This is a genomic window from Arachidicoccus sp. BS20, from assembly GCF_001659705.1.
Lineage (GTDB): Bacteria > Bacteroidota > Bacteroidia > Chitinophagales > Chitinophagaceae > Arachidicoccus.
Map to the genome: position 1 here is coordinate 2,418,972 of NZ_CP015971.1, position 16,317 is coordinate 2,435,288.

The following is a 16,317-nucleotide window of genomic DNA, read 5'->3' on the forward strand; positions in this document are numbered from 1 at the left end:
AAATTATTTTTACTCCATTCAATAAATTAAGGAAATATCATTACTCGGCAGATTATTGATTTTAATGTATAATTCCTCGTTCATAATTTATTTCATTCGTATTTTTGAAGCCTTTGAATTATCAATTTATCTATGGCAAAGGTTTTTTTAATCGGCATGATGGGCGTGGGCAAAAGCCATTGGTGCAAAAAATGGGCAAATAAATTAAAGACGGGACATTACGACTTGGACAGTCTGATTGAAATATATGAAGAAGCGACCATTCCCGAAATCTTTGCTGAAAAAGGGGAAGCCTATTTTCGGAAGAAAGAAACCGAAGTGCTGAAATGGTTCGGCGAAAAAAAGTCTTTTGTACTGGCAACAGGCGGCGGCACAGCATGTTTCGGTAAAAATATGCAGTGGATGAACACCAACGGAATTACGATTTGGTTAGATGAGCCACTCGATATTTTGGTCGGACGATTAAAGTTGCAAAAAGAACACCGCCCTTTAATTAAAAATTTGTCGAACGAAGAACTGCGTTCATTTTTGGAAAATAAACTGGAAGAACGAAAACCGTTTTACAGTCAATCGCAATACCGTTTGTTCGGCGACGAAATATCCAATAAAAGCTTTGAAATGCTTATAAACGCTGGGCATAGCCGATGAATTAGGGCATTCCATCTGGCAAAAATAAATCGCTGCGTAGCAGCAAACGAAAAAAAATAAACAGATAAAAAAATTATCCATGAACATTCATAAACCGTTTATACAAATTGCAGCAATACTCGGCGCACTCAGCGTTGCGCTTGGCGCATTTGCCGCACACGGATTGAAAGAAAAAGTTTCTGCCGATGCGTTGCAGATTTTTGAAACAGGCGTGCGTTACCAGTTTTACCATGTGTTTGCGTTGGCTGTTACGGGAATTGTTTTTTATAGTGCAAATCAAAAATTAATCAAACTCGCAGGCATCTTATTTATCGTTGGCATTATTTTATTCAGCGGTTCTTTGTACGCGCTCACATTCGCTGTAAACAGCGGCAACATTGGGCTTGAGAAGATTGGTATTGTTACGCCTTTCGGCGGTGTTTGCTTTATTGCAGGCTGGTTGTTATTGGCTTTTTCATTGGCGAAGAAATAAATTTTGCCCGCAGATAACGCAGAATATCACAGATATTATTTCAGCGAAAATCTGCGAAATCTGCGGGAAAACAAAAAACATAAATCACTTGATTACTCCGCAAACCATAGAACAAATTACTTCCCGCATCGACGTTGTTGATGTGGTGGGCGAGTTTGTGAAATTAAAAAGGCGCGGAGCCAATTATCTCGGGCTTTGCCCTTTTCATGGCGAAAAAACGCCGTCGTTCACGGTGTCGCCGACCAAAGAAATTTTTAAATGTTTCGGTTGCGGCAAAAGCGGCAGCGCCATTACGTTTCTCATGGAGCATGAGAAATACAGCTATGTGGAAGCGTTGCGTTGGCTTGCAAATCGCTATGGCATTGAGGTGGAAGAAACCGAGATGAGCGACGAGGCGAAACAACACGCGCAAACTGCCGACAGCCTTTACATCATCAACGGATTTGCACAGAAATTTTTTGCGCAGCAACTTTTTGAAACCGAAGAAGGACGCAACATTGCGCTCACTTATTTGTACGAGCGCGGCTTTAATGATGCGACTTTGGAAAAGTTTGGCGTGGGTTATTCGCCCGATGTGCGCGATGCGTTTTCCAAAGCGGCTTTACAAAACCAATACAACCCGGAACTCTTGCTGCGCACGGGTTTGGTACGAAGTTACCACGATGAATTGCAGGATAATTATCGCGGAAGAATCATTTTTCCCATTCATAATAATTCAGGAAAAGTCATTGGTTTCGGTGCGCGCGTGATTGGCAAAAAAGACAATGCGCCTAAATATATTAATACGCCCGAAAACGAAATTTATGTAAAAAGTAGAATCCTTTACGGTTCTTATTTTGCGCGGCATTCGATTGACAAAAACGATGAATGTTTGCTCGTTGAAGGTTATACGGATGTTGTCAGTTTGGTGCAGGCCGGCATTGAAAATGTGGTTGCAAGCGGTGGCACTTCTTTGACTACCGACCAACTTCGATTGATAAAAAAATATACCAACAACTTAACCATTATTTATGACGGCGATAGCGCAGGAGTGAAAGCTGCATTGCGCGGGCTGGATATGGCGTTGGAAGAAGGTTTGAATGTGCGCCTCGTGTTAATTCCCGACAACGAAGACCCCGACAGTTATGTAAAAAAAGTGGGCGCGGCGGAGTTCAAAAAATTTGTTGCCGACAACAAAAAAGACTTTATTCTTTTTCAGTTGGAAATCATGCTGCGCGATGCGGGCAATGATATTAACAAGAAGAGTGAAGTGGTTAATCGCGTTGCGGATTCGTTGAGTAAAATCAGCAAAGCTGAAGATTTTACGAAGCAACAGGAATACATAAAACAATGCGCCGCGATTTTAAAAATTGATGAGCAAGGCTTAACTACTTTAGTCAATAAATACAAGCGCGACAGCATTGCCAAGCTGGAAAAAAATCAGGCATTTGAAGAGCAAAAACAAGAACAGGAAACAGTTGATACATCCGATATTTTTACAACTTCGGATGATGCGCAAGAGAAAAATATTCTGCGCGTATTGCTCGAATACGGGTTGAAAAATTACGATGAAGAACGAACGATTGCCGATTATATTTTAGAAGAAACAGCGTCTTTTCCTTTTGATAACAATGATTACGAGCAACTCTTTCAGCTTTACGAAACACAGTACAGACAAGGCTTGCAGCCGACGGGAAAGTCTTTGTTGTATGAAGCGAATGAGAAAAATCAATCGCTGATTATCGGCATTACCATGTCCAAATATGAACTAAGCCAGTTGTGGGATGAGCGGCTTGGACACACAAGAAAAGAACAGTTTATTTTAGGCAGAGACTATTCCGTTCAGGATGCGACCATGAGCGTAATTTATTTTAAGCTGAGAAAAATAAAGAGGATGTTTGAACAAACCCAAAGCGAGCTGGAGCAAGCCACAGCTTTCGACGAACAAATGCGCTTACTGGAAGTACATAAATATTTGAAAGCCGAAGAGGTAAGCCTTACACAGCAGTTGGGGACGGTTATTTTGAAATAACTTTTACCATCACAAAAGCAGTATTATTTTATTACAAAAAAATTTCTCTTTCTGTTTCCGACAGAATATCGATACGTAAATGCAACGCATCGTCCGGAAGCAGTAACGGCGCTCGCTCAGACCATTCCACCAAGCACAAAGCACCGCTTTGCAGAGCGTCTTCGACACCGGCATTAACTGCCTCTTCTTCATCTTCCAGACGATACCAGTCCATGTGATAAATTTTCCCTGAAATATCGCTTCTATATTCATTAATAATTGCAAAGGTCGGGCTTGAAACCACATCTTTCGATTGCAAAACATCGTTGCACAGGGCTTTGATAAATGTTGTTTTTCCTGCACCCATTGGCGCATCAAATGTCCATATTTTTTTATCGGAATGTTTATTCCATATTTCCCTTGCGACTTCTTTTATAGTATCAGCCGTAAACTTGATTTGCATATGGCAAATATCCGAATATTATTTTCTATCCGTCATCCGCTGTTTAAATTTGATTAACATTTTGTAATATTCATTAACAAACATTTGCTTAATCAAATTTTTTATTTACTTTAGTTCTCTAACAATTTTTCTCTACAAAAAACAAACTGTGCTATGCAAAGGCGTGAAGTATTAAGAAACTTTGCTCTGTTAGCCGGCGGAGGATTACTATCAGGAACTACAATAAGTATTTTAAACAGTTGTAATTCGCCAGGCAAAAAAACTGATGGGCAATTATTTTCAGACACACAACAGAATATCATTACTGAGCTTGCCGATGTTATTATTCCCACCACTTCTTGCCCGGGCGCAAAAGCTGCCGGCATCGGACCGTTTATCACAATGATGATACATGACTGTTATCCGGAAGATGTTCAAAAAGATTTTATAAAAGGTGTTGATGATTTTTCCGCATCTGTGAAAAAACGATTCAGCAAAGACTTTATTTCCCTCTCTTCACAAGAAAAAATTCAGGCTGTATCACAATTGCGCGACCAGGCTTTGGCAGAACAAAAGTCTCCCGAAAAGAAAACTAATTTTTTCGTTCTTACACGGGATTTAACTATTCTCGGTTATTTCACATCCGAAATCGGTGCCACGCAGGCAAGGCAATACATCGCCGTTCCTGGACGGTACGATGGAGATGTTACCTTAAAACCCGGTCAGAAAGCATGGGCTACCTGATTCTCTTAAAATCCAGACTCATTCAAATTAAAAAATAAAAGTGGTATGAATCTTAATACAGAAGCAACAAAGCAAAATACTTATGATGCCATCGTGATAGGCTCCGGAATCAGTGGCGGCTGGGCGGCAAAAGAGCTTACTGAAAAAGGGTTGAAAGTATTAATGCTGGAACGCGGCGAAAATATTGAACATATTAAAGATTACGATACGGCTACTAAAGCGCCGTGGGAATTTCAGCACCGCGGCTGGCTTACCGAAGAAGAAAAAGCCTCACATCCTGTGCAGAAAAGAGATTATCCTTATTCCGAATTTAATGCGAAATTTTGGGTAAACGATTTGGAATGTCCTTATACCGAAGTCAAGCGATTCGATTGGTATCGCGGCTATCACGTAGGCGGTCGTTCACTCATGTGGGGACGGCAAAGCTACCGCTTCAGCGACATCAATTTTGAAGATAATTTAAAAGACGGTCATGGTACAGACTGGCCCATTCGTTACAAAGACATTGCACCTTGGTACGACTATGCCGAAACCTTTGCAGGCATCAGCGGACAGGCGGAAAACTTCCCCACCCTGCCCGACGGGAAATATTTGCCGCCGATGGAATTGAACGTAGTAGAAAAATCGGTAAAAAAACGAATCGAAGAACACTATAACCGAAAAAGAATAATGACTATTGGTCGCGTGGCAAACATTACCGTTCCGCACGAAGGTCGAACCAATTGTCAATACAGAAACCTTTGTAGCCGCGGCTGTCCGTTCGGCGCATATTTCAGCACGCAGTCATCCACACTTCCTGCGGCAGTAAAAACGGGCAACCTTACGCTAAGACCATTCTCCATTGTTAATCACATTATTTACGACAAAGAAACGCAGAAAGCTAAAGGTGTATTCGTTATTGATACACAAACACAACAGACAATGGAATTCTATGCAAAAATCATTTTTGTAAACGCTTCTACTTTAGGCACGGCATTTATTTTATTAAATTCTACTTCGCCCGAATTTCCCAACGGATTGGGCAATGGAAGCGGACATCTCGGACATAATTTAATGGACCACCATTTTCGTTGCGGCGCATCCGGCGAAGCCGAAGGTTTTGACGATAAATATTATTACGGTCGTCGTGCAAACGGCATTTACGTTCCCCGCTATCAAAATATTGGCAACGACAAGCGCGATTACCTGCGCGGTTTCGGATACCAGGGTGGCGCAAGCCGCTCTTCAAGCTGGCATCACAATGTTGCGGAGCTGGCATTTGGCGCAGATTTCAAAGACACGGTAAGCACGCCCGGCGTGTGGAGTATTGGTCTTGGCGGCTTTGGCGAGATGCTGCCGGATTATAAAAACTATGTTTATATCGATAAAACGAAAAAAGACAAATGGGGACAACCCGTGCTGGCTGTCGATTGCGCATACGGGGAAAATGAAGAAAAAATGCGCAAAGACATGATGAACGATGCCGCCGAAATGCTGGAAACGGCAGGCATTAAAAATATTAAAACGTACGACAATGGCTGCTATCCCGGCATGGCAATCCATGAAATGGGAACCGCTCGCATGGGCAACGACCCCAAAACTTCCGTGCTAAACAAATGGAACCAAATGCACGAAGTAAAAAATGTATTCGTAACCGACGGCGCGTGCATGGCATCAACAGCTTGTCAAAATCCCTCACTGACATATATGGCATTGACCGCAAGAGCGTGTGATTATGCAGTAAGCGAATTAAAGAAACAAAATATTTAATGGCAACAAAGAAAATTAGAATGGGCATGATTGGCGGCGGTAAAAATGCTTTTATCGGAGCCATTCATCGTGCAGCGGCAAATATGGACGGATTGATTGAATTGGTCTGCGGAGCATTTAGTTCTAACGCGCAAACATCAATCGAATCGGGCATTGCGCTTGGTTTGCCCGAAAATAGGATTTACGCTTCTTATGAAGAAATGATTCAAAAAGAAAGTCAATTACCTTCCGACAAAAGAATGCAGTTTGTATCCATTGTTACACCAAATCACGCGCATTTTGCTCCTGCAATGTTAGCATTGGAAAATGGATTTAATGTGATGCTCGAAAAGCCGATGACCTTTTCTCTGGATGAAGCAAAGCAACTAAAAAAGAAAGTCGAAGAAACAGGGTTATTGCTTGGCCTGGCACATACTTATTCAGGTTATCCGATGGTAAAACAAGCAAAACAAATGATTAAAGAAAATGTTCTCGGCAAGATAAGAAAACTCTATGTAGAATATCCGCAAGGCTGGTTAAGCGAATTGTCGGAAAAAGAAAACAACAAGCAAGCCGCCTGGCGCACCGACCCAACTAAAAGTGGAAAAGCCGGCGCCATGGGCGATATAGGCACGCATGCCGCGCATTTGGCAGAATATATTTCTGGATTAAAAATTACAAAAATCTGTGCGGATATTAATACGATTGTCGAAGGTCGCGTCTTGGACGACGACGGCTCTGTATTATTAAAATTTGATAACGGTGCAAGCGGAGTTTTAATCGCAACACAAGTAGCCGCAGGTGAAGAAAATAATTTACGAATAAATATTTACGGCGAAAAAGGTGGTCTCGAATGGCATCAGCAGGAGCCGAATACTTTATTGATAAAATGGAAAGACGCGCCTGCGCAAATTTATCGTACGGGCAACGGTTATTTATCCAGTGTTGCAAAGCACAACACGCGTACACCCGGCGGTCATCCCGAAGGTTATATTGAGGCATTTGCAAACATTTACCGGAATTTTGCTTTGACATTAAATGCAAAAATTGACGGAGAAACGCCAACGCCCGAAATGCTTGATTTTCCTACCGTTGATGACGGTGTTCGCGGTATGGCTTTTATCGATAATGTAATCGTTTCGGGCTTGTTGGAAAAGAAATGGTTTGATTTTATTGAATAGAGATTTTCATACAGAGTGCACAAAGATTTATTACTCTGATACTCAATTTCATTGTGCACTCTGTGTGAAACAAAAAACATAACAAATGCAAACAATTAAAGGTCCGGCAATTTTTATATCACAATTTATCGGCAGTGAAGCGCCTTTCAACAGTTTGGACGGCATTTGCCAATGGGCAGCTTCATTAGGTTTCAAAGCCATTCAGTTACCTACGAATGATAAACGTTTTATTGATTTGCAATTAGCTGCTGAAAGTAAAGATTACGCTGACGAACTGAAAGGGAAAATTGCTGCATATGGTTTGGAAATATCTGAATTGTCCACGCATTTACAAGGACAATTAATTGCCGTGCATCCTGCGTATAACGATTTGTTTGACGGATTTGCGCCGACAGAATTACATAACAATCCTAAAGCCCGCACGGAATGGGCAATGCAGCAATTGCATTATGCAGCTAAAGCTTCACGTAATCTCGGTTTGGATGCACATGTTACTTTCAGCGGAAGCTTTTTATGGCCATTAATGTATCCTTGGCCTCAACGTCCTGCGGGAATTGTTGAAGAAGGATTTAAAGAACTGGCAAAACGTTGGCTGCCGATTTTGAATGCTTTTGATAAACAAGGCGTTGACCTTTGTTACGAAATTCATGCGGGCGAAGATTTGCACGACGGCGTTTCTTATGAAATGTTTTTGGAGAAAGTAAACAATCATGCAAGAGCGTGTTTGTTATACGACCCTTCGCACTTTGTAATTCAATGTCTGGACTATTTGCAATACATAGATTTTTATCATGAGCGGATAAAAATGTTTCATGTGAAAGATGCCGAGTTTAATCCTACGGGAAAACAAGGTGTTTACGGCGGCTTTCAAAGTTGGATAAACCGCACAGGGCGTTTCCGTTCGTTAGGCGACGGGCAGGTCGATTTCAAAACTATTTTCAGCAAGCTCACGCAATACGGTTATAAAGGTTGGGCTGTTTTGGAATGGGAAGATTCTCTGAAAGATGCGCAACAGGGCGCAAAAGAAGGTGCAGAGTTTATTGCGCGGCACATTATCAAAACCACCGAAAAAGCCTTTGACGACTTTGCGGCTTCGGGTGTAAGCGAACAATTCAACAGGGAATTTTTGGGATTGGATTAATTTATTTAATGAAACCGCATAGAAACATAGGATTGATTGTAGAAGTAAGAGTTGAGGCTGATTTAGTATTGAACCGATAGTAAAACATAATATTTTCATCTTCGATGAAAATATTATATGAACTTTTTTTCGACCTGTTCATCTATGTTACTATGTGGTTACAGTTATTTTTAGGTTCTAATTCATTTTTCAACTATAAAACATTTTTCTATGGCAGAAAAAAACAATGTATCACGCCGCAATTTTATCCGTAATACAGGAATAACTACTGCGGGTTTATGGATTGTACCGCGCCATGTATTGGGCGGTAAGGGTTTCATTGCTCCAAGCGACAAACTGCGTATCGCAAGCGTGGGCGTAGGTGGCAAAGGCGAATCGGACGTAGCCATGTTCGCACGAAGCGGTAAAGCCGATATTGTTTTTCTCTGCGATGTGGACGACCGCCGCGCAGCCAATTCCGTCAAAGCATTTCCGCAGGCAAAATATTACAAAGATTGGCGCGAACTGTTTGATAAAGAATCCAAAAATTTCGATGCCGTGTCTGTATCCACGCCCGACCACAATCATGCAATCATCACATTAAATGCAATGCAATTAGGTAAGCACGTGTATGTGCAGAAACCTTTGACACACGATTTGTTTGAAGCACGAACATTGACGCAGGCTGCGAAAAAGTATAAAGTAATTACACAAATGGGCAATCAAGGTTCATCAAACGACGGAGCCCGTCAAATGCGCGAATGGTACGAAGCGGGCTTGATAGGCGATGTGCATACAGTTTATACCTGGACAAATCGTCCTGTTTGGCCTCAGGGCATTCCCTGGTCAACAGAAAAGCCGCCTGTACCGAAAGAATTAGACTGGGATTTATGGCTCGGCACCGCTCCCTACAAAGATTATATCGATAAATTGGTTCCGTTCAACTGGCGCGGCTGGTGGGATTACGGCACAGGTGCGCTTGGAGATATGGGTTGTCATTTGGTGGAAGCGCCTTTCACAGTACTCGGTTTGGAATATGCTTCAGAAGTACAATGTAGTGTCGGTTCTGTATATGTGGACGAATTTAAGCGCGGATATTTTCCCGAAAGTTGTCCTCCTTCGAGTCATGTAACGTTGAAATTTCCTAAAACGGGAAGAATGAAAAACGACATAGAACTGCATTGGATGGACGGCGGCATTCAGCCTACAAGACCCGAAGAGCTTGGTGCAAACGATGTGTTTGGCGATGGCGGCAACGGAGCGTATTTTATCGGCACAAAAGGTAAAATGATGTGCGGCACGTATAACGACAATCCACAACTATTACCATTAAGCCGCACTGCCGAAGCTCATGTACCTGTAAAATACAAACGAGTTCCGGGCGGTGCAAACGGTCATTATGCGCAATGGATTGAAGCATGTATAGCCGGCTACGGAAATATGGAGGTAAGTTCCCCGTTTGAAAAGGCAGGTCCGCTGGTAGAAGCGTTACTGATGGCAAATCTTGCTATTCGCGGATTTGATGTACAAAAAACAGTTGGCGGAAAAACAAGTTTCCCTGCTCGTTATGTAAAACTATTGTGGGACAATAATGCCATGAAAGTAACCAATGTGGACGATGTAAACCAGTTTGTAAAACGTACCTACCGTGAAGGCTGGGGAAGTTTGACATTGTAAAATTTTGCATCTGCTGTGTGAAGCGTCATCGCTTCACACTTCTGTTCTATCGCCTCATGGCGATAATCGGCAGGAGCCGATAGAATAAGAATGCGTGGCGAGGACGCCGCGAACAGCGTATATCTTTAAACTAAAAATATCTTTATGAAATTATTCATTTTTGCAATAGCAGCTTTTTCGCTTACTTTTTTAAGTTGGAAAAATTTGGAAACAAATAACAAACAGGGAAAATGGATTAAATTATTCGACGGAAAAACAAAAACCGGCTGGCATACTTACGGAAAGCAAAATGCAGGTGCAGCCTGGGATGTACAGGAAAATGCTTTGCACCTGAATCCGCAAACCAAAGATGGTCGCGGCGATTTAATTACCGATAAAGAATATACCAATTTCGATTTAAAACTTGAATGGAAAATTTCTCCGGCGGGCAATAGCGGCGTTATTTTTTTAGTTCACGAAGAACCTGAAAAATATACCCAAACATACAGTACAGGATTGGAAATGCAAGTGTTAGATAATATCAAAGCCGATGACAACAAAAAAGAAAATCATCTTGCAGGAACATTGTATGACTTAATTGGAACAGCCGCAGATTCCAAACCAAAACCTGTGGGCGAATGGAACAAAGCCGAAATAATCGTGAACAATGGCAGTCTGAAATTAATTTTAAATGGAACTACCGTTGCCTCTACCACTATGTGGACAAACGATTGGAATAAATTAATCGCAGGAAGTAAATTCGCCAACTGGCAAGGATTTGCCTCTTTCAAAACCGGACATATTGCGTTGCAAGACCACGGACACGAAGTGTGGTACAGAAACATTGAAATCAAAGAATTATAACGAGTAAAGAGTTGATAAAGCGCGCGCAAAATTTTGCGCGCTTTACGCATAAATGAATGTTTGTTATAGAATTTTATTATTTTTAATCATTATTCCAATTCAATGAAAGCCACAATCCGCTTTAAGTTATCTGCTATGATGTTCCTCGAATTTTTTGTTTGGGGCGCATGGTTTGTAACATTGGGAACATATCTCAGTGCCAATCTTCAGGCGACAGGTGCGCAAAGCGCGGCTGCGTTCTCTACGCAATCCTTTGGCGCAATCATCGCACCATTTATCATCGGGCTGATTGCCGACAGATATTTTAATGCCGAAAAAATATTAGGCATTTTGCATTTGCTTGGCGCAGTGCTGATGTTTCAAATGTACCGTTCATCGGACTTCACAGCGTTTTATCCTTACATATTTATTTACATGATTGTGTATATGCCCACACTTGCATTGGTCAATTCTGTTTCGTTTAACCAAATGAAAAATCCGGAAAAAGAATTTGGTTTTATACGCGCTTTCGGAACTTTGGGCTGGATTGTAGCAGGCTTACTCATCAGCTATGCGTTTCATTGGGATTCGGAAGAAAGCCTGAAAACAGGATTATTAAAAAATACTTTTTTAATGACTGCAATTGCTTCGTTGATTTTAGGATTGTTCAGCTTTGCTTTACCTAAAACACCGCCTAAAATAAACAAGGAAGAAAAAGTAAAACTAAGTTCTGTACTTGGCTTGGATGCCTTGAAATTATTGAAAGACAAAAATTATATCATCTTCTTTTTAGCTTCGGTATTGATATGCGTGCCGCTGGCATTTTATTACCAGTATGCCAATCCGTACTTGGTGGAAACCGGTTTGCACAACGCTACCGGAAAAATGACTTTCGGGCAAATGTCCGAGTTACTTTTCATGTTGTTATTGCCCCTATTTTTTTCCAAATTCGGACTAAAAAAAACATTGGCATTAGCAATGCTGTCTTGGGTATTACGCTATTTATTATTCGCACACGGCAATGCAAATGAACTTTCTTTTATGCTGATAATCGGCATTGCATTGCATGGTTTGTGCTATGATTTTTTCTTTGTTACGGGACAAATTTATACCGACAATAAAGCCGGCGAAAAATACAAAAGTGCCGCGCAAGGCTTAATAACATTAGCAACTTACGGCGTCGGAATGTTGGTAGGTTTTTATATTGCAGGCTTAATCAAAGATGCTTATACTGTCAATAATATTGCCGACTGGAAACAAATCTGGACAATTCCTGCCGTAATTGCAGCAGCAGTTTTAGTTTTATTCCTGGCATTTTTCAAAGAGAAAAAATCGGGCAATACCAATATTTCATCAAATGAAATCCCAACTTATGCAGAATAGAAGAACCATGATAAAGAATACAGTTGCGAGTGCAGCTGCCATTGGAGCATCATCATTGATGCCTGCATTATCACAAAAATTATCCGAAGAAAAGAAAACGTTTTCAACATTGAAAGGAAATATCAATCATTCTGTTTGCAGCTGGTGTTATCAAGGAATTTCTTTGGAAGAGCTTTGCCGGTTTTCCAAAAGTATCGGCATTAAAGGCATTGATTTATGCGGACCGAAAGACTGGGATACTTTGAAAAAATACGGTTTGGATTCGCCTATGTGCAACGGTGCAGAATTAGGATTATATGACGGTTTTAACGACAAGAAATTTCATGCAAAACTTATCCGGCAATATTCCGACATGATTCCTTTGGTAGCAAAGAATGGTTATACGAATCTGATATGTTTCAGCGGCGCACGGCGCGGTATCAGCGATGAAGATGGCTGGAATAATTGTGTAGAAGGATTAAAACAATTATTGCCTTTGGCGGAGAAGCACAAAGTGGTTTTGGTAATGGAATTATTGAACAGTAAGATTGATCACAAAGATTATCAATGCGACCACACGGCTTGGGGCGTTGAATTGTGCAAACGACTGGGTTCAGAAAATTTTAAATTGCTGTATGACATTTACCATATGCAAATTGATGAAGGCGACGTCATCCGCACTATTACCGATAATCATGAATACATTGCGCATTATCACACAGGCGGCGTTCCCGGACGCAATGAAATTGACGATACGCAGGAGTTGTATTATCCCGCAATTATGAAAGCGATTGCAGCCACAGGATTTAAAGGTTATGTAGCGCAGGAATTTGTTCCGAAGAACCCTGATAAACTCGCTTCGCTAAAAAAAGCAATTCAAATTTGTGATGTATAAAAATTAAAATTATGACAACAAGGAGAACCTTCATCAAACAAACAGGAACCGTTGCCGCAGGTGCGTGGCTGTTGCCTTCATTCGCAAAAAAACATAAGACTAAAAATATAGGTATTCAACTATGGACAGTTAGAGATGTTATCGGAAAAGATGTAACAGGCACTATTCGTAAAATTGCGGAAGACGGTTATAAAGACGTAGAGATTTTCTTCTACTCATCCGACCACAAACTTTGGGGATTGACCGGAAATGAATTTAAAAAACTGCTGGATGCAAACGGCTTAAAATCGTCGAGCGGGCATTATATTTTCGGAAGCTACTTTGAAAATGGCAATCTCGATGATGTTCATTTGTCTATAAATGTTGCGCACGCGTTGAATAACGAATACATTACTATTCCAAGCATTGAAGACAAATTCAAAAATACATTGGATGCCTGCAAAGCCACCGCAGAAAAATTCAACAAACTGGGCGAATTTTGTAAAAAAGAAGGGCTGAAACTCGCCTATCACAATCATAACATAGAGTTCAAACAATTTGGCGATACTTACGGTTACGAAGTATTTTTGAAAGAAACCGACCCTGCTCTTATCAATTTTGAAATGGACATTTATTGGTTGGTAAATGCCGGTAAAGACCCGGTTACTTTGTTCAATCAGTTTCCCGGTCGCTTTCCTATGTGGCACGTGAAAGATATGGATAAAAACAACCGTGAAGAAAACACAGAAGTCGGCAAAGGAAGTATCGATTTCAAAAAGATTTTTGCCAACGCAAAAACTTCGGGCATGAAACATTTTTTTGTAGAACAGGAAAGTAATTATCAGCCGGATGTTCTTGGCGCTACCAAAACCGATTGCGATTATATTCGTCAAAACCTCGTTCCTCTTCTCCGGTAAAAAATTTTCGTACTCATATCTAAAGCCGTGAACACAATTTCATGGCTTTTTTGTAATACGAATGTAAATTTTTCGCCTTTGCAACAGCGTTATAAAGTTTGATGATTTCTGTCACAAGGCGCAAAAATTATCCGTCGTACCTTTGCTACTTATAAAGGAGGATTTTTATGGTAGAAAATGTAGAATGGAAAGTAGCGGGAATGTCGTGCACCAATTGTGCCTTATCGATAGAAAAAGTATTGAAATCGAAAGGTATGCAAAACGTTTCCGTAAACTTTATCGGCGGGAATGTTTCTTTTGAAAATCCCGGCACGACTGACTTACAAACAATTGAAAAAGAAATAGACAAGCTCGGCTATCATGTTGTAAACGGAACGGCGAAGCAAAATACACAGGCAAAGAAAAAGGTGTTTAAAAACCATTTTCAACGATTTATTTTTTGTTTGATTTTTACTATTCCGCTTTGGCTGCACATGGTTGTACACGCCGAAATACTGATGAACAGTTGGTTTCAGCTTGTATTAACCATTCCTGTTTTTGTAGTGGGTATGATGTTTTTCGGCGCAAGCGGCTGGCGCAGTTTGCGTAAAGGCGTTCCTAATATGAATGTACTTGTTGCCGTAGGCGCAATTGCCGCATTCGCTTACAGTTTATACGGAACAATCATCGGCGATGCGCATAATTATATGTTTTACGAAACTACGGCAACCATCATTACACTTGTATTCATGGGCAATTGGCTCGAAGACCGTACGGTACAACAAACTCAGACAGCACTGAACAGTTTAGTTGTTTCTCAACAAATTCAGGCAAATATGATTGTGTACGACGACCAACACAACGAACACATTATGCCCGTTGAGAGTGAACACCTAAAAACAGGCGACTTGATATTAATTAAAAGCGGGGAATTTGTGCCGATGGATTGTAAAATTTTATCGGGCAATGCAAGCGTTGATGAATCGATTATCACGGGCGAGAGCGTACCGGTTGAAAAAGCGGCAAGCGAATTTTTAATCGGCGGAAGTATGGTTACGGATGGCAATGTAAAAGCTTATGTTACAGCCGTTGGCAAAGACTCGGTGCTGAACAAAATTTTACAACTCGCAAAAGATGCACAAAAAGACAAACCGCCAATGCAGCAGCTCGCCGATAAAATAAGCGCCATATTTATTCCGGCAGTTTTGGCGATTGCATTGATTTGTTTTTTGGGTAATTATTTTTTGGCTTCGCAAAGTTTTTCAACGAGCTTATTGCGCAGCGTTGCGGTGTTGGTAATTGCTTGTCCGTGCGCTATGGGACTTGCCACTCCGGCAGCGATTGCGGTAGGTTTGGGACGTGCCGCAAAACATGGAATCTTGTTCAGAAATGCACGCAGTCTGGAAGTGTTTAAAGATATTCGGCAAATAGTTTTTGACAAAACGGGAACGCTTACGACAGGCGAATTTTCTATAACTAATTATTTCGTTAGTCCAACTATTTCGGAAGAAGATTTTAAAAAAATCCTTTTCTCAATGGAGAAATTTTCCAATCATCCGATTGCGAAAGCGATTACCAAAAACTGGAAAACGCCGGGCGCAATTATCTGGAAAAAAACGGAAGAAATAAAAGGCATCGGTATGAAAGCCGAAGACAAAGACGGAAATATTTATTGGGCGGCATCTTATAAAAAAGCACAAGGTTTGACAGATGATTTAAGCCACAATTTATACTTAATCAAAAATGCCGAAGTACTTGGCTGGCTTGACATTGAGGACACTTTACGCCCCGAAGCAAAAGACGTGATTGCACAGTTACAATCAAAAGGATTGAAAACAATTTTACTCAGCGGCGACAGCAAAGAGAAGGTTGCAAGCATTGCGAAGCAATTAAATATCGACGAATTTTTTGCAGAACAAACTCCCGAACAAAAGCTTAATAAAATTTCCGAATTAAATTCAAAAGTTCCGACAGCGATGGTTGGCGACGGTATCAACGACGCACCCGCGCTTGCTAAAGCCACGATTGGCGTGAGTTTGAGCGATTCTTCACAAATTGCTATTCAAACCGCACAAGTGGTCTTGATGAATCACGGATTACAAAACCTGCCATTGGCATTAGGCTTGGGTAAGCATACCCATCTCACGATTAAGCAAAATTTATTCTGGGCATTTGCCTATAATGTTGTGGCAATTCCTGTTGCGTGTTTCGGATTGTTGATTCCTGCATTTGCTGCGCTGGCAATGGGTTTCAGCGACGTGGTGCTTGGGTTTAATTCGATTAAGTTGAGATGGAAAAAGGTTATATAACAAATAACGCGTGCGTTACAAATACACTAATACTGCACAGCCTTTTTCCTAT

General features: G+C 41.1%; 14 protein-coding genes. 13 read left to right on the forward strand and 1 reads right to left on the reverse strand.

Going from position 1 to position 16,317, the window contains the following annotated elements; genetic code table 11:
• Positions 1 to 132 precede the first annotated feature (132 nt).
• From A9P82_RS10725 to dnaG, 3 genes are all read left to right on the forward strand, one after another.
• Positions 133 to 648 carry a shikimate kinase gene (locus A9P82_RS10725; RefSeq protein WP_066207699.1) on the forward strand — a complete coding sequence of 172 codons (516 nt, stop codon included), beginning with the start codon at positions 133 to 135 and terminating at the stop codon, positions 646 to 648.
• A 79-nt stretch (positions 649 to 727) separates the two neighbouring features.
• Positions 728 to 1,120: a DUF423 domain-containing protein gene (locus A9P82_RS10730; protein WP_231891140.1), complete on the forward strand. Its 393-nt coding sequence runs from the start codon at positions 728 to 730 to the stop codon at positions 1,118 to 1,120.
• An 88-nt stretch (positions 1,121 to 1,208) separates the two neighbouring features.
• Positions 1,209 to 3,131, forward strand: coding sequence for a DNA primase (gene dnaG / locus A9P82_RS10735; protein WP_066209843.1), 1,923 nt, complete (start codon positions 1,209 to 1,211; stop codon positions 3,129 to 3,131).
• A gap of 31 nt (positions 3,132 to 3,162) precedes the next feature.
• Here dnaG and tsaE read toward each other — a convergent pair whose 3' ends face one another.
• Positions 3,163 to 3,573, reverse strand: a complete 411-nt coding sequence (gene tsaE, locus A9P82_RS10740; protein WP_066207701.1) for a tRNA (adenosine(37)-N6)-threonylcarbamoyltransferase complex ATPase subunit type 1 TsaE — start codon at positions 3,571 to 3,573, stop codon at positions 3,163 to 3,165.
• A gap of 153 nt (positions 3,574 to 3,726) precedes the next feature.
• Here tsaE and A9P82_RS10745 point away from each other — a divergent pair, with 153 nt between their 5' ends.
• The 10 genes from A9P82_RS10745 (at position 3,727) to A9P82_RS10790 (ending at position 16,265) form a co-directional block, all read left to right on the forward strand.
• Complete coding sequence (locus tag A9P82_RS10745) at positions 3,727 to 4,296, forward strand: gluconate 2-dehydrogenase subunit 3 family protein (protein WP_066207703.1); 570 nt, start codon at positions 3,727 to 3,729, stop codon at positions 4,294 to 4,296.
• A 45-nt stretch (positions 4,297 to 4,341) separates the two neighbouring features.
• Positions 4,342 to 6,045 carry a GMC oxidoreductase gene (locus A9P82_RS10750; RefSeq protein WP_066207705.1) on the forward strand — a complete coding sequence of 568 codons (1,704 nt, stop codon included), beginning with the start codon at positions 4,342 to 4,344 and terminating at the stop codon, positions 6,043 to 6,045.
• Positions 6,045 to 7,205, forward strand: coding sequence for a Gfo/Idh/MocA family protein (locus A9P82_RS10755; protein WP_066207707.1), 1,161 nt, complete (start codon positions 6,045 to 6,047; stop codon positions 7,203 to 7,205). The genes A9P82_RS10750 and A9P82_RS10755 overlap by 1 nt, the downstream gene beginning before the upstream one ends.
• A gap of 85 nt (positions 7,206 to 7,290) precedes the next feature.
• Positions 7,291 to 8,346: a sugar phosphate isomerase/epimerase family protein gene (locus tag A9P82_RS10760; protein WP_066207709.1), complete on the forward strand. Its 1,056-nt coding sequence runs from the start codon at positions 7,291 to 7,293 to the stop codon at positions 8,344 to 8,346.
• A gap of 210 nt (positions 8,347 to 8,556) precedes the next feature.
• The gene (locus tag A9P82_RS10765) at positions 8,557 to 10,002 is read left to right on the forward strand and encodes a Gfo/Idh/MocA family protein (RefSeq protein ID WP_066207712.1); all 1,446 of its coding nucleotides are present in this window, start codon (positions 8,557 to 8,559) and stop codon (positions 10,000 to 10,002) included.
• A gap of 144 nt (positions 10,003 to 10,146) precedes the next feature.
• Entirely contained in the window at positions 10,147 to 10,845 is a 699-nt protein-coding gene (locus tag A9P82_RS10770) for a 3-keto-disaccharide hydrolase (RefSeq protein ID WP_066207713.1), read from the forward strand.
• Positions 10,846 to 10,947: 102 nt separating this feature from the next.
• On the forward strand, positions 10,948 to 12,207 hold the full coding sequence (locus A9P82_RS10775; RefSeq protein ID WP_066207715.1) for a nucleoside permease: 1,260 nt from the start codon (positions 10,948 to 10,950) through the stop codon (positions 12,205 to 12,207).
• Positions 12,197 to 13,081 (forward strand): hydroxypyruvate isomerase family protein, encoded by an 885-nt coding sequence (locus tag A9P82_RS10780; RefSeq protein WP_231891141.1) that lies wholly within the window; start codon positions 12,197 to 12,199, stop codon positions 13,079 to 13,081. The genes A9P82_RS10775 and A9P82_RS10780 overlap by 11 nt, the downstream gene beginning before the upstream one ends.
• Positions 13,082 to 13,092: 11 nt before the next feature.
• Positions 13,093 to 13,977: a sugar phosphate isomerase/epimerase family protein gene (locus A9P82_RS10785; protein WP_066207719.1), complete on the forward strand. Its 885-nt coding sequence runs from the start codon at positions 13,093 to 13,095 to the stop codon at positions 13,975 to 13,977.
• 167 nt (positions 13,978 to 14,144) lie between these two features.
• Positions 14,145 to 16,265, forward strand: coding sequence for a heavy metal translocating P-type ATPase (locus A9P82_RS10790; protein ID WP_066207721.1), 2,121 nt, complete (start codon positions 14,145 to 14,147; stop codon positions 16,263 to 16,265).
• Positions 16,266 to 16,317 lie beyond the last annotated feature (52 nt).